Genomic DNA, 20331 nt, shown 5'->3' on the forward strand with positions numbered 1-20331 from the left:
CGACGCCACTGGGCCACTTGCCCGCGACGTGTCGGTTTTTGTCGGAAACGTGTGACAGCAGTGTGAATCACGGTCCGGATCGCTTGCCCGCGCGGGCCGACGTGCCGAGAATCCAGCGGTGATCGGCGAGGCGAGCGGGGTACACGTGGCAGCGGACGGGCCTGACCTCCCCGCGGTCGGCACGCCCCGGCTCATCGGCCGCGACGACGAGCTCGCCCGTCTCGCCGCAGCGCTCGCGTCGCCGCCGGGGGTGGTGCTGGTCTCGGGCGAGGCCGGCATCGGCAAGAGCCGGCTCGTGCGGGAGCTGTTGCCGGAGCCCGGTGTGCTCGTCGCGCGCTGCCCGCCGCTGCGGGAGGCGCTCACGCTGGGCCCGATCGTCGACGCGCTGCGCCAGGCGCGCCCCGGCGTCGCCGGCTTGGAGCTGAGCCCGCTGGCAGGCACGCTGCGGCCGTTGTTCCCGGAGTGGAACCTGCCGCCGGCGCCGGAGGCACTGGCCGACGCGGGCGCGGCCCGGCACCGCCTGCTGCGCGCGCTGGCCGAGCTGCTCGACCGCATCGACGTCGACGTGCTCGTGGTCGAAGACGTGCACTGGGCCGACGAGACCACGCTGGAGTTCTTGCTGTTCCTCGCCGCCCGGCAAGAGCAGCGGCCGGGGCTCGTGCTCACCTACCGGCCCGACGAGGTCGGCGACGACAGCCTGCTGCTGCGGCTTTCCTCGCGCTACCCGCGCATCACCCTCGGCGCGCTCGACGTGGCCCAGACCGCGCAGCTGGTCTCGTCGATGCTGGGCGACGAGCGCGTGTCGGAGCCGTTCGCGCGGTTCCTGCACCGGCACACCGACGGGATCCCGTTCGCGCTCGAGGAATCCGTCCGGTTGCTGCGCGACCGCGCCGACCTCATCCGCCAGGGCGGTGAGTGGATCCGGCGTTCGCTCACCGACATCGCCGTGCCGCCGACGATCCGCGACGCGCTGGCCGAACGGCTCGTGCGGCTCATGCCCGACGCCCAGGCGGTGCTGCGGGCGTGCGCGGTGCTCGCGACCCCCGCGGCCGAACGCGACGTCGTCGAGGTCTGCGGGCTGCCGGCCGGACGAGCGGGCACGGCGATCGACGAGGCCGCGCGCAGCGGGCTGCTCGTGGAGGACGAACGCGGGCGGCTCGGCTTCCGGCACCTGTTGGCCGCGAAGGCCGTGTACGACGGCATCGGCGGGCGCGAACGCCGCGAGTTGCACCGGCGTTCGGGCAAGGCGCTGTCGGCCTGGGACCCCGCGCCGGTCGCCGTGCTGGCGCACCACTTCCGCGAGGCGGGCGAGACGGAGAAGTGGTGCGAGTACGCGGAACGCGCGGCGGATCTCGCGCTCGCGTCCGGCGACCACCACACCGCCGTGTCCTTCCTCCACGGCCTGCTCGCCTCGCCCGCGCTGCCGCCGACGGCCGTAGCCCGACTTTCGCGCAAGACGCCGCTGTTCGCGTTCACCGGCTACCTCGGGCGGGTCGACCTCGTGCGGACGGTGCGCGGGGTGCTCGACAGCGCCGTGCTCGACCGGCGCGAGACCGCGGAGATCCGCAGCCAGCTGGGCCGGTTGCTGATGCACGCCGGCGACTACGCCGAGGGCGCCGCCGAGCTGGAACGCGCGATCCCCGATCTGGCGGACAACCCGGTCGCCGTCGCGCAGGCGATGTCCGTGCTCGGCCGGCCCGCCGGGGCGTCGTGGCCCGCGCAGGCGCACCGTGAGTGGCTGGACCGCGCCGACGCCGTCGTGCGCTCGGCCGTGCCGGAGGACGAGCTGCTGTCGTTCACGGTCGACCGCGCGACGGCGTTGCTCGAGATGGGCGACGAAGCCGGCTGGACGGTCGTGGACGCCCTGCCCGCGGACGACGCCCACGACCCGCTGCAGATCACCCGCGGCCTGCTCAACTACGGCGACGCCGCCCTGCAGTGGGGCCGCTACGCCGACGCGCGCGCCAAACTGACCCGGTCCGTCGAGCTCGCGGAGCGGCAGGGGTTGCAGCGGTTGCGCGACATGGGGCTCGCGACGCTGATCCGGCTCGACTGGCTGACCGGTTCGTGGCAGGGGCTGGCTTCGCGTGTCGCCGAGTTCGCGGATCTCGCGGAGGAACCGCTGATCCAGCTGGACACCACGATGGTGGGTGCGCTGCTGCAGTCGGCCACCGAGCCCGGCAGCGAGGCCGAGGTCGAGCGCAAGCTGACGCTGGTGTTCGACGCCGCCCGGCAACGCGGGATTGTCGACATGCCGCTCGAACCGGCCGCGGCGCTGGCCCGGCTGCACCTCGCGGCCGGGCGCCCGGAGCCGGCGCTGGTGGTCACCGAGGAACCGATGGCCGTGGTGGCGCGCAAGCAGATCTGGCTGTGGGCGGCGGAACTGGCGCCGGTGCGGGTCGAAGCGCTGCTGGCCGCCGGCCGGGTCAGCGAGGCTTCGGCGCTCGTCGGCGAGTTCGCCGCCGGTTACCCGGGTGCGACCGGCGCGGTCCACTGGTGCCGGGCGCTGCTCACCGAGGCCGCGGGCGACCACGCCGGCGCCGCGCGGGAGTGGGCCGATGCCGCTGCCGCGTGGGCCGCCTTGCCGCGACCGTACGACGCCCTGCTCGCGCGCGAACGTGCCGCACTGTGCCTGCTGGCCGGCGGTTCGAGCGCACCTGCGTTGGAACAGCTGGAAAAGCTGCACGCCGACTGCGTCGCGTTGGGCGCCTCCGCCGCCGCCTCCCGCGTCCGCGCCCACCTCCCCGGCGCCGCCGTGTGGCGCGGCGGCCGCCGCGGCTACGGCGACCAGCTGTCCCCCCGCGAGCTGGAAGTCGTGCGGCTCCTGCTGACGGGCCTCACCAACCCGGAGATCGCCCGGGTCCTGTCCCGCTCCCCGAAAACCGTGGCGGCCCAGCTGAACTCCGCGATGCGCAAACACCGCGTGTCCTCCCGCACGGCGCTCGCGGTGAGCGCCACCCAGGCCGGCATCACCCCGGCGACGGCGGACTGAACCAGCGCCGATCACGGGGCCGACCACCCGGCGACGGCCGGAACGTGATGCCGAGGGGAGCCGGCCGACCGCGCCGACTGAACCAAGTGGCGGACCGGCTGGCCCGGAGCCGTGGACTAAGCAAGCGCGGGCGGGAGATTAGGTCATCCGCCCAATCGCGAACGGAGCGTGTGCGCCCCGATACTTCGCCGGTGAACGCGACGAGACCCGGCGATGACCGTCCGGTGGACGGCACCGCGGTACCCCGGCCCGACGCGGGAACGGATCCCCACCCCACCACCGCGGATCCCGCCGACGCCGCACCGGCGCCCGGCGATCGGTCCGACCGGGCAGCCGACGAAGCCGGGCGCGACCTGCCCGCGGGGTACGAACCCCTGTGACTGCCCGGGCGAACGGAAAGGTTATCCCTTGAGAGTCCCCCGGGGGCGCCTGCTGGCGCTCATCCTCCCGGTGCTGGCCGGCCTGGCGCTGGTCGTCGGCATCACCCAACCCGGCACGACACAATCCGGCGCGTCACAATCGCAACCGTCCGCGAACGCGCTCGCCACCGGCGGGCAGGCCGTGCTCGACGCGGCCAACACCTCCGGCGACGCGAAGCCCGTCGCCGCCGACAAGGCCACCCGGACGGCCACCGGCAAGACCGCCGCGAAGGCGCCGAAGGCGCTCTACGCGCCGACCGGCTGCAACCCCGCCAAGCCGAAGCCGCACACCGTCACGTGCAACTCGCTGTTCAAGGCGGGCAAGGACCTGCGCCCGCTGACCAGCAACGCCGGCCCGCTGCCGGACTCGCTCGGCCCGGCCGACATCAAGGCCGCCTACGACCTGCCCGACGGCGGCGCGGGTAAGACCGTCGCCATCATCGACGCGCTCGGCGACTCCCACGCCGAGGCCGACCTCGCCGTGTACCGCGCGCAGTACGGCCTCCCGCCGTGCACCACGGACAACGGCTGCTTCCGCAAGGTGGACCAGAACGGCGGCGTGGCTTACCCGGCCGACGACGACGGCTGGGCGCAGGAGACCGCGCTCGACCTCGACGCCGTCTCCGCCGCGTGCCCCGCGTGCCACATCCTGCTCGTCGAGGGCGCCTCCACGAGCCCGTACGACATCGTGGTCGGTGTGGACACCGCCGTGCGCCTGGGCGCGAAGTTCGTCTCGAACTCCTACGGCATCGACGGTGAAGACCCCGAAGAGGGCACGCTCGACTCGCACTACACCGTGCCGGGCGTCGCGATGGTCGCCTCGACCGGTGACCACGCCTACGGCCTGCAGGACTGGCCCGCCGCCAACCCGAACGTCGTCGCCGCCGGCGGCACGAACCTCTACCGCGACCCGGCGAACCCGCGCGGCTGGAGCGAGCAGGCCTGGTCCGACGCCGGCTCCGGCTGCTCCCCGTACGAGCCGAAGCCCGAATACCAGCAGGAACTCGCGACCGGCTGCGCGAACCGCGCCATCGCCGACGTCTCCGCCATCGCCGACCCGGCGAGCGGCTTCGGAATCTATGACTCCGGCAAGACGGGTGGCTGGGGCCAGGTGGGCGGCACGAGCCTGTCCTCGCCGCTGATCGCCTCGATGTTCGCCCTCGCCGGCGACCCGCGTCCGGGCACGAACCCCGCGACCTACGCCTACTTCAACCACGGCAACGACCTCTACGACGTCACCGAGGGCACCAACGGCTCGTGCGGCGGGGTGCTGTGCACTGCCGGCGCGGGCTGGGACGGCCCCACCGGCCTCGGCTCGCCCCACGGCGTCGCGACCCTCGCCTACACTCCACAAGGGACGGTCGCCGGGCACGTCCGCGACACCGCGGGCACGCCGATCGCCGGCGCCACGGTGACCGCCACCGGCAAGGGCACCGGCAACGTCTACCACGCCACGACCGACGACCAGGGCGCCTACCACCTCGCCGTCGCCGCCGACTCCTACCAGATCGCGGTCACCCGCTTCGGCTACGAGAACGGCAGCGGTGAGCTGTCCCTCGTGGACGGTCAGGCCACCACCTCCGACTACGCCGTCGCGAAGATCGCCACGCAGGCGGTGTCGGGCACCGTGACCGACGGCTCCGGCCACGGCTGGCCGCTGTACGCGAAGATCACCGTCGACGGTTACCCCGGCGGCGCGATTTACACCGACCCGTTCTCCGGCCACTACAGCGTCGACCTGCCGCAGGGCGCGGCCTACCAGCTGCACGTCTCCGCGGTGCAGCCCGGGTACCAGCCGATCGACAAGCAGGTGACCGTCGCCGATTCGGGCGTGCGGCAGAACTTCACCGCCGTCGTCGACTCGAACGCGTGCACCGCGCTCGGTTACGGCCACGCCGCGCTGACCCGCTTCGACGGCTGGCTCGGCACCACCCCGAAGGACGGGTGGACCGTGACGAACGCCGACCCGGCTTCGACGGGCTGGACGTTCGACAACGGCATCGAGCTGTTCAACTTCATCAGCAGCGGCAACTACGCGCTCGCCAGCCCGATCACCCGCGACGGAAAGGCGGAGGACACCACGTTCCTCTCACCGGTCCTCGACCTGACCGGCGACGACGCCCCGGTGCTGTCGTTCGGCGGCGTGTACGTGCCGGACGGGAACAGCGCGTTCGACGCCGATCTGTCCCTCGACGGCGGTGCCACGTGGAGCCCGCTGGCGCACCACACCACCGACCTCGTGCAAACGCAGGTGTCGATGCCGCTGCCGCAGGCCGCGGGCAAGGACTCCGTGCGCGTGCGGTTCCACTTCCAGGGTGCCGGGAACTCGCTCGCCGAGCTCGACGACGTGGTCGTCGGTTCGTGCACGGCCGGCGACGGCGGCCTGGTCGCCGGTGTGGTCACCGACGCCAACAACGGCCGGCCGCTCAACGACGTCACGGTGGCCGACTCGGCCGCTGCGGCCCGCTCCGCGGTCAGCTCGCCCACGCCTGACGACGCCGCGCTGGCGGACGGTTTCTACGAGCTGTTCGACACCACCGGTGCGCACCAGTACACGGCGAGCCTGCCGCGGTACTCGTCACCGGCGTTGTCGACGACAACCGGCCTGAACTCCGTGGCCCGCCTGGACGTCAAGCTCAAGGCCGGGCAGCTGGCGGTCGGCTCGACCGCGCTGGCCGTGAGCAAGACGATGGGCCAGGTCGCGAACCAGACGGTGAAGCTCACCAACACCGGCACGGCACCGGTGCACGTGTCGCTCGGCGAGCACGTCACCGGATTCACCGGGGTCGACCCGTCGGCGGCGGCCGGCTGGCAGCCGCTGGCGAACGTCCCGGAGTTCACCTACGAAAGCGCGCTCGGCGGTTACCAGGGCAAGATCTACAGCGCGGGCGGCATGCCCATGCACATGCTCTCGCCCTCGGCCCGCAGCTACGTTTACGATCCGGTCACCGCCGCGTGGTCGCCGATCGCGGACATGCCGGAGCCGGTGATGCGTGGTGCGGCGGCGTTCCTGGACGGTTCGCTGTACGTCGTCGGCGGGGCCGGGATGCCCGGCCTCCTGTCCACGACGTACGCCTACCACCCGCAGACGAACACCTGGTCGCGGCTGGCGGACCTGCCGGCGAAGCTCTACGGCGCCACCGCCGCCACTCTCGGCGGGAAGCTGTACGTGGTCGGCGGCTGCGCGAGTGTGTGCGGCAAGGACCCGGTGAAGACGGCGTTCGTCTACGACCCGGCGCGCAACGTCTGGTCGGCACTGCCCGACTACCCGGAGGCCGAGAGCGACGCGGCCTGCGCCGGTATCCACGGTGAGATCGTGTGCGCCGGCGGGTACATCGGTGGCGTCACGAACATCAAGTCGACCTACGTGTTCAAGCCGGGCAGCGCCGCGTGGACGAAGGTCGCCGACGCGCCGTACGAGGTCTCCCAGATGGCCTACAGCGGGGCGAACGGCCGCCTGCAGCTCGCCGGTGGCGAGACCGGCACCGGCACGGTCGTGTCCCAGGCCGGCGAGACCGCGCACACCATCGAGTACGACCCGGTGAGCGACAAGTGGTCGTCGCTGCCGGACCTGCCGCAGGAGTACTACGGCGGCGGGCGCGGGGCGTGTGCGCTCTACCAGGTCGGTTCGTTCGTGCCGGCGCTGCGCACCACGGCGATGCTGCCGGGCTACGACCAATGCGGTGACGACGACGCCGGCTGGCTCTCCGAAGGCAGCACCGAACTGGACCTCGCACCCGGCGCCACCGCGAAGGTCGCGGTGACCGTCGACTCCGGCAAGGTCACACAGCCCGGCAAGTACACGGCGACGATCACGCTCGACACCGACTCGCCCTACGCGGTGGCGGCCCTGCCTGTCACGCTGCAGGCCACGCCGCCCAAGGCGTGGGGTGAGCTCACGGGCACGGTCACCGACACCGCGTCCGGTGCTCCGGTGGCCGACGCCACGGTGCAGGTCTGCACGATGGTCCACAATGGAGTGTGCGGTGAGGTCTCGTACACCCTCAAGACCGACGCGCAGGGCCACTACCGGCTGTGGCTGGACAAGGGGTACAACCCGCTGATGGTCACGGTCGCCGCCAACGGGTACCAGCCGCAGTTCCGGCAGGTGAAGGTGACGGCGGGCACGGCCACTGTGAACGACGTGGCCTTGCCGAAGATCTAGGCGCGGCAAGGAAAACCGAAGCGGTCCCACCCGGCATCCCCCGGGTGGGGCCGCTTCGGCGGGTCGGTCTCAGTACGACTTGGGCAGCCCGAGCACGTGCGTGGAGACGTAGTTCAGCACCATCTCCTGGCTCACCGGCGCGATCCGCAGCAGGCGGGCTTCACGGAAGTAACGCTCGACGTGGTACTCCTTCGCGTAGCCCATGCCGCCGAGGGTCTGCATCGCGCGATCGGCGGCCTGGAACCCCGCGTCGGCGCAGAGCCACTTGGCCATGTTGGCCTCGCGCCCGCACGAGAGGCCCTGGTCGTAACGCCAGGCGGCGTTGCGTGCCATGAGCGCGGCGGCGTCGAGGCGCGTCTGGGCTTCGGCGAGCGGGAACGCGATGCCCTGGTTCTGCCCGATCGGCCGGTCGAACACGATGCGCTCGCGCGCGTAGGCCACGGCGCGGTCCACGGCGGCGCGGCCGAGGCCGAGGGCTTCGTGGGCGAGCAGGATGCGTTCGGGGTTCAGTCCGTCGAGCAGGTAACGGAAACCCTGGCCTTCCTCGCCGATGCGGGCCGACGCGGGCACTCGCAGGTCGTCGATCGCGACCTCGTAGGAGCTGACGGCGTTGCGGCCCATCTTCGGGATCGCGTTCAGCGTGATCGCTTCCGGATCGACGTCCACGAGGAACAACGACATGCCGTCGGTGGGCCGCTCGACGTCCTCGAGCGGGGTGGTGCGCGCGATGAGCACCATCTTCTGCGACTGGCCGGCCTTGGTGATCCAGACCTTGCGGCCGTTGATCACGTAACTGTCGCCGTCGCGGCGGGCGAAGGTGCGGATGCGCGTGGTGTCGGTGCCGGCGTCCGGTTCGGTCACGCCGAAGCAGACGTGCAGTGAGCCGTCGGCGGCGCGGGGGAGGATTTCCTCGCGCAGGGCGGCGCTGCCGTGTTTCACGATGGTGTTGAGGCCGAAGATCGTGAGATGCATGGTGCTGCACCCGTTCATCCCGGCGCCGGACGCCGCGACTTCTTCGAGCAGCAGCGCGGCTTCGAAGATCCCGAGCCCGCCGCCGCCGTACTCCTCGGGGATCGCGATGCCGAGCCAGCCGGCGTCGGCGAACGCGGTGTAGAAGGCCCACGGGAACTCACCCTCGGCATCGCAACGCGCCCAGTACTCGTCAGGGAACTTCGCCGCCAGCTCGCGGGCGCCCCGGCGCAGTGCTTCCTGGTCTTCGGTCAGCCCGAAGTCCACGAGCTCCACCTCCGTGTGTCGTTATGACGGCAGTTTTATTCGGGCAGTTTTTTTATTCGGGCAGAGCCGACTCCAGCGCCCGGATGACCTGAGCGACGTGCCGGCGCGTCGCCTGTTCCGCGGCCGCCGTATCGCCGGAGCGCAGCGCGTCCAGGATCTCCCCGTGCTCGTCGAGGCTGGCCTCGGGGCGGCCGGGGACGGTGATCGTCACGTTCTGGCCCAGCTGCAGCTGCGCGCCGAGCAGATCGGCGATGGCCAGCAGGCGGCGGTTGGCCGAGCCCTGCCAGATCAGGGCGTGGAACTCGCGGTCGAGCTCGGCGTAGCGCGGCACGTCGCGCGCGGCCAGGGCCGCCTGCTGGCCCGCGACGAGCTCGGCCAGCCGGGCGAGCAGCTCCGCCGGCTGCGTGCGGGCGATGTCCCGCGCGGCGAGCGTGTCGACGGCGGAGCGAAGTTCGTAGATGTCGCGCATGTCAGCGACGGTCAGCTCGGCGACGAAATACCCCGAGTGCCGGCGAGCCACGAGGAACCCCTCGCGTTCGAGGATCGCCAGCGCGGCCTTGACCGGCGTCGGCGAGATGCCGAGCCGCTCGGTCAGCGGCCGCACGGTCACCCGCTCGCCGGGCAGCAGCTGCCGGTCCAGCACGGCCTCGCGGATCGCCCGGTACGCGGTGCGGACCAGGCTGGCCGGTTCGGGGGGCTGGTCAGTCACCGGGTCGCGGCTCCTCGATCGTGGCTGCGGCTGCTGTGGTTGCTGTGGCTCCCGTCGGGTGCATCGGGACGAGCTCGTGGCGCTGCCATGAGATCAGCTGGTCAGAATAGTGCGCCGAACCGGGCGAGCCGGACGCTCCGCCCGGAATCACCCAGCCGGAGGCGTCGAGATCGGCCAGATCGAGTACCTGGCGGTAGACCGACAGGTTGGTGATGTCGAACCGCCCGCCCGGGGCCCAGCCGTAGGCGCCGTTCTGGATCGTCTCGTTGTCGCCGCCGATGCCGACGGCCGGCGGGTCGAACTCCGAGCCGGCCACGGGGTGCAGCGGGTGCTTGGCCGCCGTCCGGTGGACCTCGCCCCACGGCCGCGGACCTGTTTCGGCCACTCGGCGCCAGGCCGCGGCGAGCGCGTCGGCCAGCAGGTCGTCGCCGAGCCGCTCGGCGGGCCACTCGCCCTCGCGCGGCCAGGTCAGGCTCGCGAACCAGCGGCGCAGCACCACCGGCATGCCCGGCAGCCCGCACTTCATCAGCCACGCCCGCGTGTCCGCGCCGATCTCGGCGTCCAGGACGCGCGCGGCGACCTCGCGGCGGAAGCACGCGTGCACGAGCCCCGTGGTCTCGCCGGGCCCGAGGTCGCCCCGGCCGGCCACGATCACGGCGCGGGCCAGCTCCGCGTCGCCGGTGAACGGGCCGCGCCCGTCGAGCAGCTCCGCCCAGCGCCGGGCCGCGACCGACGTCGTGTCGCCCTGCCACGCGCGCATGTCGTCGGCGGTCGCGGGGCCGGCCGCGGCGGCCAGCTCGTGGATGCGCTCGGAGCGGTAGGAGTCATTGACGGCGTGGGAAACGACCGGGTGCGTCGCGGCGGTGACCGTGTTGTTCGACGTGACGATGAGGTCTTCCGGCGGGTCCTCGGTCCGCGGCATCTCGCCGAACGGCACGCGGCCGCGCCAGCGGTGCGCAGGCTCCCAGCCGGGCACCGGCAGCTGGGTCGCGGCGTGGTTGTCGCGCGCCGGGAGCTGCCCGCGCAGCAGGTAGCCGATGTGCCCGACGTGTCCGTTGTTGTCGGCGGCCAGGAGGTTGTTGACCGGGTCGACCCAGCCGTCCTGAGCGTCGAGCAGCGTGGGTACGTCGGGGGCGAGCAGCATCCGGCGCAGCACGCCGAACTGTTCGCACGCGCCGTCGGTGGCCGTCCAGCGCAGCGACAGGGCCGCGCCGCTCGCCGGATCGCCGTGCACGACGGGACCGTTCGGGGTCAGCCAGCAGCGTTCGACGCGGTCCTCGCCGTCGCGGACGTGGATGACCTCGTCGCGCACGGACGCGTCCGCCCAGCCGTCGGCCGTGCGCACCTGCTCGCCGCGGAAGTGCTCCACGTAGAGGTCCTGCGCGTCGGCAGCGGCGTTGGTGATCGCCCAGCCGACGCGGCCGTTGTGGCCGAAGTGCGGGAAGCCCGGGAGCCCGGGGAACGTCGCGCCGGACACCGTGAACTCCGGGCAGCGCACGTGGGCCTGCCAGTAGGTGTTGGGCACGTCCAGGGCGCGGTGGGAGTCGTTGACCAGCAACGGTTTCCCGCTCGCGGTGCGGCTGCCGCCGAGCACCCACGCGTTGGACCCGCCCTCGGACTCGCTCAGGAACCCGAGGTGCTCGGCCGCCGCCTCGACGTCGGCGCGCGCCTGCTCGAACAGGTTCGCGCGGGCGTCGTCGACCCGGCCCAGCGGCGGCACCGTCACGCGCATGCCCGGCAACGGCCGCGGGTCCAGCTTCGCGGCCACCTCGGCGCCGGCCATCGCGCGCAGCACGGCGCGGGCGATCTTGTACTGCCACACGCCCATCAGCACGTGGCGGATCTTGAACATCAGCAGGGAGTCCCGTGGCGTCCACGGTTCCCAGCCGATGCCGCCGCGTTCGTGCTCGACGCCGGCGCCGTGCTCGGCGACGTGGGCGTTGATGCCCGCCGCGTAGTGCTCGAACGTCGCGAGCGTGGCGGGGTCCATGGCCGCCAGGTCGCGGTCGGCGGCGTCGGCGAGGCGCAGCCGGCGCGCGAGCCGGTCGGCGGCCACGGCCGGCTCGCCCACGACCTCGGCCCAGCGGCCGCGGGCGCGGCGACGGTCGTACTCCAGCTGCCACAGCCGGTCCTCGGCGGCGGCACGGCCGAGCTCGAACCACGCCTGATCCTCGGTTTCCGCCACCACCGAGGGAATTCCGTACTCGTCGCGAGTGATCATGTGGCTCCGACCCGCGCGGTCTCGGCGTAGTGGCACGCCGCGGCGCGCGTGTCCGCGAGCGGCCGCAGCGCGGGATCTTCGGTGCGGCAGAGGTCCGTGGCCAGCGGGCAGCGCGGGGCGAACGAGCAGCCGCTCGAGCGCGTCAGCGCACTCGTGGCCTCGCCGAGCCGCTCCACCGGTTCCTGCCGGTCGTGGTCACGCACGCGCGGCCGGGGCGCGGCCGCGAGCAGCAGCTGCGTGTACGGGTGGCGCGGGTCGGCGAACAGCTCCTCGGTCTCGCCCTCCTCCACGATCCGGCCGAGGTACATCACGGCCACACGGTGGGCGAGGTGGCGCACCAGTGCGAGGTCGTGGCTGATGAACAGGTAGGTGAGGCCGCGCTCGTCCTGCAGGCGCCGCAACAGGTTCACCACCTGCGCCTGCACGGAAACGTCCAAAGCGGACACCGGCTCGTCGCACACGAGGAACTCCGGGTCGAGCGCGATGGCCCGCGCGATCGCCACGCGCTGGCGCTGCCCGCCCGAGAGCTCGTGCGGATACCGCTGTGCGAGCTCCGGGGCGAGCGTCACGGCTTCGAGCAGCTCCCGCACCCGCGCGTCGAGGTCACCGCGGAAGTGGTGCACGCGCAGGGGTTCCGCGACGATCTGGCCCACGGTCATGCGGCCGTTGAGCGAGTCGTACGGGTCCTGGAACACCGGCTGCATCGTGCGCCGCAGCTCGCGCAGCTGCTTCTTGCCGATCGAGTGCACGGCCTGCCCGGCGACCTCGACGCTGCCTTCGTCGGGCCGTTCCAGCGCGAGCAGCAGCCGCCCGGTGGTCGACTTCCCGCAGCCGGACTCGCCGACGAGCGCCAGCGTGGTGCCGCGTTCGATGCTCAGGCCGACGCCGTCGACGGCCGCGACCGTGCCGCCGCGAACCGGGTAGCGCTTGACCAGTCCTTCCGCGACCACGAGATCCGTCATCACGCCACCTCCTGGGATTCGCGGGACACCGGGCGCCAGCAGGCGACACCCTCGACGAGGGACGGGGCGGTGGCGCAGGTGTCGTCGGCGTGGTCGCACCGGGGCCGGAACGGGCAGCCTTCGAGCACCGCGCCGACGGCGGGGACCTGCCCGGGGATGGTGGGCAGTTCCCCGGCCGCCGGGCGGTCGGGATCGGGCACCGAGCGCAGCAGCGCCGCGGTGTAGGGGTGGCGCGGGGCTTCGAGGACTTCGCGCACGGTGCCGGTCTCCACGACCTGCCCCGCGTACATCACCGCGACGCGGTCGGCGATTTCCGCGACCACGCCCATGTCGTGCGTGATGAACAGCAGCGCCGTGTCCCGCGTGCGTTCCCGCAGGAGCGCGAGGACCTGGGCCTGCACGGTCACGTCGAGCGCCGTGGTGGGCTCGTCCGCGATGAGCAGCTCGGGACTGCCGGCCAGCGCGATCGAGATCATCACGCGCTGGCGCATGCCGCCGGACAGCTCGTGCGGCATCTGCCGCGCCCGCGCCGCGGCGTCGGTGATGCCCACGGACTCCATGAGCTCCACCGCGTGGCGCAGCCGGGCCGAGCGCCGCATCGGCGTGTGGATGGCCAGCACCTCGGCGATCTGCGTGCCGATGCGGGTGGTCGGGTTCAGCGAGCTCATCGGGTCCTGGAAGATCATCGCCGCGCGGGTGCCGCGCAGGCGCCGCAGCTCGCGTTCACCGCGGCCGATGAGCTCCGTGCCGGCCAGCGTCGCCGACCCCGTCACCTGCGCGGCGGCGGGTTCGAGGCCGAGTAGCGACAGCGCGGTGAGGCTCTTGCCGCACCCGGATTCCCCGACCACGGCGAGGGTTTCGCCGCGGCCGACGGTGAGGTCGACCCCGCGCACGGCGTCACGCCCGGCGCCGAAGGAGACCTTCAGGTCCTGTACTTCCAGCAGCTCAGTCATGACCGGGCCTGCCCAACTCTTCGAGGGGGACTTCGTATCCGGTGCCGTGCTCGCGATGGTGCGCGGCGAGCTCGGCGGCGGTGGGGGTGGCCAGCTCGTTGTCGGCGACGACCGAGGCGAGCAGCGCTTCCAACGTGGCCACGCGGGCGGGCCGGCCCGACAGCCACGGGTGGACGGTGATCATGCACAGCGAGCCGAGCTTCTTGGCCGCCGCGATCTCGGCGGCCCAGCCGGCCAGCACTTCGGGTGTGGTCGTGGGCGGCCGCGGATCCCCGCCGACGTAGCGGTAGTAGGGCGCGTCGTCGGTGGCCCAGTCGACGGGGACCTCCACGAGGTCGTCGACGAGGTAGGGCCGGTCGTCACCCATGAGCGAACTGTCGTAGGTCAGGCCGAGCTCGTGCAGGACCGGGAAGACGTCAGTGGTCATGTCCCAGCTGGGGGAGCGGTAGCCGACCGGCCGTTCGCCGGTGATCGCGGTGAGCGTGTCCGCGGCGCGGGCCAGCGTGCGGCGCAGCTCGTCGCGCGTCAGGCCCGTCGGTGCTTCGTGGCACCAGCCGTGCAGAGCCAGCTCGTGCCCGCGAGCGTGGACCTCGGCCACCTGTTTCGGGTAGCGGTCGGCGATCCAGCCGGGCACGAAGACAGTCGCGCGCAGGTGCAGGTTGTCCATCATGGACAGCAGGTTGTGGATCCCGCGCCGCGGTCCGTAGCGCCGCTGCTCCAGCTCACCAACGGAGGCGGGCGGGTTTTCACGGGTGCGCCACAGGTGCGGTGACTCGCCGTCGAAGTCGAGCGTGAAGCACACGGCCGCGCGGGCGCCGCCGGGCCAGGGGTAGGTCACGACGTGCCTCCGGAGGGGGTGAAGTCGCCGGCGGTGCGGCCGCCGTCGACGTCGAGGGTGGTGCCGGTGACGAACGACGCGGCGCCGGAGCACAGCCAGAGGATCGCCGACGGAGCGTCGCCAGGCCCGGATGTGCGCCCGAGCGGGATGGCCCGGCGCATCTTGGCGACGTGCTCCTCCGGCAGTTCGCTGACCTCACTGCCGGGCGCGAACCCCGGGCCCACGCTGTTGACGCGGATCCCGGCTTCGCCCGTTTCGAGGGCGAGCGACCGGGTGAGCATCTCCAGCGCCGCCTTGCTCGCGGAGTAGACGCCGCCGGTGCGGGTCGGGCGTTTCGCCGCGCCGGACGACAGGTTGACGATGCAGCCCTGGGTACCGGTCGCGGTCATCGTCGCGATCACGTGCCGCGCCAGCTGGTAAGGCGCGAGGACGTTGACGGCGAAGATCGTCTCCACCGTCTCGCGCTCGGTGGTGGCGACCGGCGTGCGCGGGTAGATGCCGGCGTTGTTGACGAGGATGTCGGCTGTCGGCCAGCGCTCGTCGATCGCCGCGATGAGCTCGTCGACGCCGGCGCCGGTGGTCAGGTCGGCCACCGCCGCGTGCGCGCCGAGCCGATCGGCCAGCTCCTTCACCGGCCCGGGCCGGTTGTCGGACAACAACAACTCGGCGCCTTCGGCGTGGAACGCCTCGGCCGTCCACGTGCCGATCAGCCCGGCCGCGCCCGTGATGACGACGCGCTTGCCGGTGAACTCGCCTCGGTAGTCGGGGGTCATGCGGTCTGCCTCGCCATCCTGCGCAGCAGCCGCGGTCGCGGCAGCTCGGCGCGTTTCGCCGGGTCCAGTCGGTCGCGGGCCGCGTCGCCCAGCAGGTTCACGGCCAGCACGAGCAGGAACAACGCGATGCCCGGGAAGGTGGCGAGCCACCACGCCGAGGCGATGTACTGCTGGCCGTCGGAGAGGATCGAGCCCCACGAGGCGGTGGGCGGCTGCACGCCGAGGCCCAGGAACGACAGCGAGGCCTCGTAGATCACCATGAGCCCCAGCTCCAGCGTGGCGACCACAATGGACACCGGCAGCACCTCGGGCAGCACGTGCCGCAGCACGATCCACCACGCGGGCGCGCCGGTCGCCGTCGCCGCGCGGACGAACCCGCGGCCGCGGGCCTGGAGCGTCGCGGAGTGGGCGACACGGGCGTAGCGCGGCCAGCGCACGAGCGCCAGGCACACCACCACGTTGAGCAGGCTCGGCCCGAGCACCGCCACCACGAGGATCGCCAGCAGGAAGAACGGCACCGACAGCACGATGTCGACCACGCGCATGATCACCGCGCCGAGCCAGCCGCCGCGCCAGCCCGCGAGCACGCCGAGCGCGATGCCGACCACACCACCCGCCACGACGGCGCCGATCGCCACGAGCAGCGAGACCTGTGTGCCGTAGATGACGCGGGACGCCACGTCGCGCCCGAGCGCGTCGGTGCCGAGCCAGTGGTGTGCGCCCGGGGGCAGCAGCCGCTGCGCGAGCGTGACCTTGTCCGGGTCGGACGGCGCCAGCACGGGCGCGAACACCGCGACCAGCACGTAGATCGCCAGCACGACCAGGGGAATGACGATCGCTCGCCGCTTCACGCCGCACCTCCGTTGCCACCGGTGGCGACGCGCCGGTCGATCACGCCGTAGAGCAGGTCGGTGAGCAGGTTGATCACGATGTACACCGCCGAGGCGAACAGCACGATCGCCTGCACCACCGGGAAGTCACGCGCCGACACCGACTGGATCGTCAGCTGGCCGATGCCCGGCCACGCGAAGATCACCTCGGTCACCACCGCGCCGCCGAGCAGGTTGGCCAGCTCCAGCGCGGCGACCGTGAGCACCGGGATCGCGCTGTTGCGCGCGAGGTGGCGCAGCACCAGCCGCGTGGTGCTCGCGCCCTTGGCCCGCGCGGTGCGCACGTAGTCCTGGGACAGCTGTTCGAGTACCGCGCCCCGCGTCACCCGCGCGATCGCGGCCGCCGACAGCGAGGCGAGCGTGACGGCCGGCAGCAGCAGGGAAAGCGGCCCGTCGTACCCGGTGGAAGGCAGCCAGCGCAGCGCCACCGAGAACACCAGCACGAGCAGCAGCCCGGTCCAGAACGCGGGCATCGCCTGTCCGATGAGGACGATCGGCATGAGCACGCGTTCCTGCCACCGGCCGCGCTTGAGTGCCGTGACGACCCCGACGACCACGCCGAACACCACCGACAGGATCAGGGCGGCCACCGCGAGGTTCGCGGTGTAGGGCAGCCGCTCGGCGATCAGCGCCGTCGCCGGCCGGTTCTGCACGTAGGAGTACCCGAGGTCGCCGCGCACGGCGTTGCCGAGGAACGAAAGGTATTGGTGCCACAGGGAATCGCTCAGCCCGAGCTGCTCGCGCACCCGCTCGATGTCGGCCGCCGTGGCGCCCTCGGGTACGAGCAGCCGCGCCGGATCGCCGGAGAGGCGCAGCGCGAAGAACACGATGGTGGTCACGCCGAACAGCGCGAGCACGGCCTGGCCCAGCCGGCCCGCGACGTAGCGCGGGGTGGCCGGCAGGCTCCTCGTCCGCCCGCGGCGGGCCGGCACTGCGATCGCCGTCATGTCAGCTCACCTTCATCTGGTCGAGGAACAGGCTTTCCGACGCGTCGGGTGTCCACTGCAGACGCGAGTTCGCGCCGTACACCGCGTACGCCTGGAACAGGCCGATGCCCGGCAGGTCGCGGTTGAGCAGTTCGAACGCCTGCGAGTACAGCTTGGTCCGCTGCGCGGGGTCGATCGTCTCGCGCGCCTGCTCCACGATCTTGTCGAAGTCGGGGTTGCTGTAGGAGCTCCAGATCTCGCCGGTGTGGAACAGCGGGTAGATCACGCCGTCGGAGTCGAGGCACGAGCACGACCACTTGCCGAAGCGGATCGAGCCCCACTCGTGCGACGGGTCCTGCACCTTCTTCAGGTACGTCGCCTGGTCGCTGTTCTGGATCTCCACCTGCAGCCCCACGGCGGCGAGGTCGCCCTGGATCGCCTGCACCACCTGCGGGTCGAACGACGGCGAGGTCGCCATCACCAGCTTCGCGCCGACCGCGTGCGCTTCCTGCAGCAGGCGTTTGGCGTCCTCGGGATCGTGGCGGTTGTCCGGCAACGACTTGTCGTAGCCGAACGCCAACGGCGTGGCCATGGAGTTGATCGGCTTGGCGTAACCGCGCTGGAGGTTCTTGATCAGCGCGTCGTAGTCGATCGCCTCGGCGATGGCCTTGCGCACGCGGGGATCGTCGGTAGCCCCGCCCTTGATCGTGTTGTACGCGAGGTAGGCCACTCGCTCGGTGGGCGTGGACAGGATCGCCAGCGTCGGGTCGCGGCGGATCTGGTCCGCGGCGTCCGGCGTGAGCGTGGTCGCGAGGTCGACCTTGCGCGACTGCAGGTCGGCCACGCGGCTGGCCACGTTGGGCACCGCGCGGAACACGGCCGTGCGGATCTGCGTGGGCGGGCCCCACCATTTCGGGTTGGCGGTGAGCACGACCTCGGACCCCGCCGTCGCCGACTGGAGCACGAACGGGCCGGACCCGATCGGCTTCACGGCGAACTGCTTGTCCCCGACGCGCTGCACGTAGGCCTTCGGCACCACCGAGAGCGTGGTCAGGTAGCTCAGCAGGGTGGGGGAGGGGACCGAAGTGCGCACCACGAGGTCGCTGCCGTCGGCCGTGGCCTTGTCGATGACGGAGAAGTTCGCGTACTGCTGGCTGCCGAACTTCTTGTCCAGGATCCGGCTGATGGAGTACGCCGCGTCTTCGGCGGTGAGCGGGCTGCCGTCGCTGAAGGTCACGCCGGGGCGCATGGTGAAGCGCCAGGTGAGCGGATCGGTCTGCCGCCACTTCGTGGCGAGCCAGGGCACGACCGTGTTCGTCTTCGGATTCCGGCGCAGCAACTGGTCGAAGATGTTGCGGTACACCGAGTACGTGTCGGTGTCGTACTGCTTGCCGGGGTCCAGTGTGGACGGATAGTTGGCGGTGTCGATCGTGATCGTGCCGGGGCCACGGCCCTCGCTCGCCGGCTGGATGCCGCACGAGGCGGCGCCGAGAGCGAGGGCAGTGGCCAGGAGGAGCGCCGCACGGAAACGTCGTTGGTTCATGGGCTCGGTCCTGTCAGATCGGCTGCTGAGGTGGGGACATCAGATCAGATCCAATCGGTGCCGCGAAGGCCTGCGAGCAGAGTTAACGCGCCCGCAACGCACCCCGCGGCGGGATCGCGTCGGTCGTCGCCAGCAGCGGCGCGTCGACCTCCACGGTCTCGGGGTACTTGATGCCGGCGCCGGTGTTGAGGACCACGACCTCGTCGTCCTCGCTCACCCAGCCCGATTCGCGCAGCTGGTCCAGCGCCGCGAAGCAGGCTGCGCCCTCGGGGCAGACGAACGCGCCCTCGAGCGCGGCCAGCCGCCGTTGCGCGGCCAGCAGTTCGTCGTCGGTCACCGCGATCGCGGTGCCTTCGGTGGCCCGGACGGCGTCCAGCACGAGGAAGTCGCCCAGCGCCTTCGGCACGGTGATGCCGAAGGCGACGGTGTGCGCGTCGGGGAACGCGGTGCTTTCAGTGGCACCGGACTTGAACGCCTCGACGATCGGCGCGCAGCCGGTGGCCTGCACGGCGACCAGGCGCGGCAGGTCGCCGGAGATCCAGCCCAGCTCCCGCATTTCCAGCAGCGCCTTGTAGATGCCGATGATGCCGACGCCGCCACCGGTCGGGTAGAGGATCACGTCGGGCACGCGCCACCCGAGCTGCTCGACGATCTCGTAGCCCATCGTCTTCTTGCCCTCGAGCCGGTAGGGCTCCTTGAGGGTCGACACGTCCTGGTAGCCCTGGCGTTCGGCCACGGCGGCGCCGACGAGCTTGCCCGCGTCGCCGATCAGGCCGTCCACCCGGTACAGCTCGGCGCCGGCGGCCAGGCACTCCTTCATGGTGATGGCGGGGGCGTCGTCGGGCATCGCGATGAGACTGTCCATCCCGGCGCGGGCCGCGTAGAGCGCCCAGGCCGCACCGGCGTTGCCGTTGGTCGGCATCGCGACGCCGCGCACGCCGAGCTCGGCCGCGCGGGACACGCCCACCGCGGCGCCGCGGGCCTTGAACGACCCGGTGGGCACGAGGCCCTCGTCCTTCATGAGCAGCTTCGGCACGCCGGACTGCTTGCCCTGGTTCGGCAGCGGCAGCAGGGGAGTCAGGCCTTCGCCCAGGCTCACGATGTTGTCGCGCGAACGCACCGGCAGCACCTCGTGGTAGCGCCAGAGGCTGGGCTCGCGGCCCGCGATGTCCTCGCGCGTCACCGTTTCCCGCACCCGTTCCAGGTCGTACCGGGCGAGCAGCGGGGCGCCCGCGGCCGACGTGCCGGCCACCTGGTCCGCCTCGTACCGATCTCCGGTCCGGGAACACTCCAGGTGACTGAGGAACGAGAACGTCATGCCGCCTCCACGGGTCGGGTCGGAATCCCCGAGAGTTTGGATCCAAAACGGCGGTTCGTCAACCGGGTCCACCCTTCGGTATCGGTTCCGAAGCCTCTTCGGCCCTGCTCGGTCGCGCAGCGGTGATCATGGAAAACGCGTCGACGGAATGCGCGACCACGGCCTCGCGCACCGTGACCATGGCTGCGCGGAATGGTTGAACAGGCCGTGTCAATGGCGGGTAGCCGGAAAGTCAACATCACTGCTGACCTGCATCGATCGGTGTTGATCTGTGCGGACAATCACTCGGCAGTGACATCGCCGTGTCCGATTCGTAATGTCGAGGCCGCTTTGCGTGCGCCGTATCCCCCGAATTCGCGGCGCGCGTTCCCCGAGCGAAGAAAATG

The 20331-nt window shown here is 72.0% G+C and carries 14 protein-coding genes; 3 read left to right on the forward strand and 11 right to left on the reverse strand.

The window, feature by feature from the left end; translation table 11 throughout:
* The first annotated feature begins 118 nt into the window (after positions 1-118).
* The 3 genes from K1T34_RS36430 to K1T34_RS36440 all read left to right on the forward strand — a co-directional run bounded on the left by K1T34_RS36430 (position 119) and on the right by K1T34_RS36440 (position 7576).
* Entirely contained in the window at positions 119-2992 is a 2874-nt protein-coding gene (locus tag K1T34_RS36430) for an AAA family ATPase (protein ID WP_220239259.1), read from the forward strand.
* A gap of 191 nt (positions 2993-3183) precedes the next feature.
* Positions 3184-3372 carry a hypothetical protein gene (locus K1T34_RS36435; protein WP_220239260.1) on the forward strand — a complete coding sequence of 63 codons (189 nt, stop codon included), beginning with the start codon at positions 3184-3186 and terminating at the stop codon, positions 3370-3372.
* Positions 3373-3400: 28 nt separating this feature from the next.
* Positions 3401-7576, forward strand: coding sequence for a carboxypeptidase regulatory-like domain-containing protein (locus K1T34_RS36440; RefSeq protein WP_220239261.1), 4176 nt, complete (start codon positions 3401-3403; stop codon positions 7574-7576).
* Positions 7577-7645: 69 nt separating this feature from the next.
* Here K1T34_RS36440 and K1T34_RS36445 read toward each other — a convergent pair whose 3' ends face one another.
* From K1T34_RS36445 to K1T34_RS36495, 11 genes are all read right to left on the reverse strand, one after another.
* On the reverse strand, positions 7646-8812 hold the full coding sequence (locus K1T34_RS36445) for an acyl-CoA dehydrogenase family protein (RefSeq protein WP_220239262.1): 1167 nt from the start codon (positions 8810-8812) through the stop codon (positions 7646-7648).
* A gap of 52 nt (positions 8813-8864) precedes the next feature.
* Entirely contained in the window at positions 8865-9521 is a 657-nt protein-coding gene (locus K1T34_RS36450; RefSeq protein ID WP_220239263.1) for a GntR family transcriptional regulator, read from the reverse strand.
* A complete protein-coding gene (locus tag K1T34_RS36455; RefSeq protein ID WP_220239264.1) occupies positions 9514-11742 on the reverse strand; it encodes a penicillin acylase family protein in 2229 nt (742 codons plus the stop codon). The genes K1T34_RS36450 and K1T34_RS36455 overlap by 8 nt, the downstream gene beginning before the upstream one ends.
* Positions 11739-12704 (reverse strand): ABC transporter ATP-binding protein, encoded by a 966-nt coding sequence (locus tag K1T34_RS36460; RefSeq protein ID WP_220239265.1) that lies wholly within the window; start codon positions 12702-12704, stop codon positions 11739-11741. Before K1T34_RS36460 ends, K1T34_RS36455 begins: the two co-directional genes overlap by 4 nt.
* Entirely contained in the window at positions 12704-13657 is a 954-nt protein-coding gene (locus K1T34_RS36465) for an ABC transporter ATP-binding protein (RefSeq protein ID WP_220239266.1), read from the reverse strand. The genes K1T34_RS36460 and K1T34_RS36465 overlap by 1 nt, the downstream gene beginning before the upstream one ends.
* Positions 13650-14495 (reverse strand): polysaccharide deacetylase family protein, encoded by an 846-nt coding sequence (locus K1T34_RS36470; protein ID WP_220239267.1) that lies wholly within the window; start codon positions 14493-14495, stop codon positions 13650-13652. The genes K1T34_RS36465 and K1T34_RS36470 overlap by 8 nt, the downstream gene beginning before the upstream one ends.
* The gene (locus tag K1T34_RS36475) at positions 14492-15268 is read right to left on the reverse strand and encodes an SDR family NAD(P)-dependent oxidoreductase (RefSeq protein ID WP_220239268.1); all 777 of its coding nucleotides are present in this window, start codon (positions 15266-15268) and stop codon (positions 14492-14494) included. Before K1T34_RS36475 ends, K1T34_RS36470 begins: the two co-directional genes overlap by 4 nt.
* Positions 15265-16119, reverse strand: a complete 855-nt coding sequence (locus K1T34_RS36480; protein ID WP_220239269.1) for an ABC transporter permease — start codon at positions 16117-16119, stop codon at positions 15265-15267. The genes K1T34_RS36475 and K1T34_RS36480 overlap by 4 nt, the downstream gene beginning before the upstream one ends.
* The gene (locus K1T34_RS36485; protein WP_220239270.1) at positions 16116-17105 is read right to left on the reverse strand and encodes an ABC transporter permease; all 990 of its coding nucleotides are present in this window, start codon (positions 17103-17105) and stop codon (positions 16116-16118) included. Before K1T34_RS36485 ends, K1T34_RS36480 begins: the two co-directional genes overlap by 4 nt.
* Before the next feature lies 1 nt (position 17106).
* Complete coding sequence (locus K1T34_RS36490) at positions 17107-18627, reverse strand: ABC transporter substrate-binding protein (RefSeq protein ID WP_220239271.1); 1521 nt, start codon at positions 18625-18627, stop codon at positions 17107-17109.
* Positions 18628-18709: 82 nt separating this feature from the next.
* The gene (locus K1T34_RS36495) at positions 18710-19945 is read right to left on the reverse strand and encodes a threonine synthase (protein WP_220239272.1); all 1236 of its coding nucleotides are present in this window, start codon (positions 19943-19945) and stop codon (positions 18710-18712) included.
* Positions 19946-20331 lie beyond the last annotated feature (386 nt).

The organism is Amycolatopsis sp. DSM 110486 (assembly GCF_019468465.1).
Lineage (GTDB): Bacteria > Actinomycetota > Actinomycetes > Mycobacteriales > Pseudonocardiaceae > Amycolatopsis.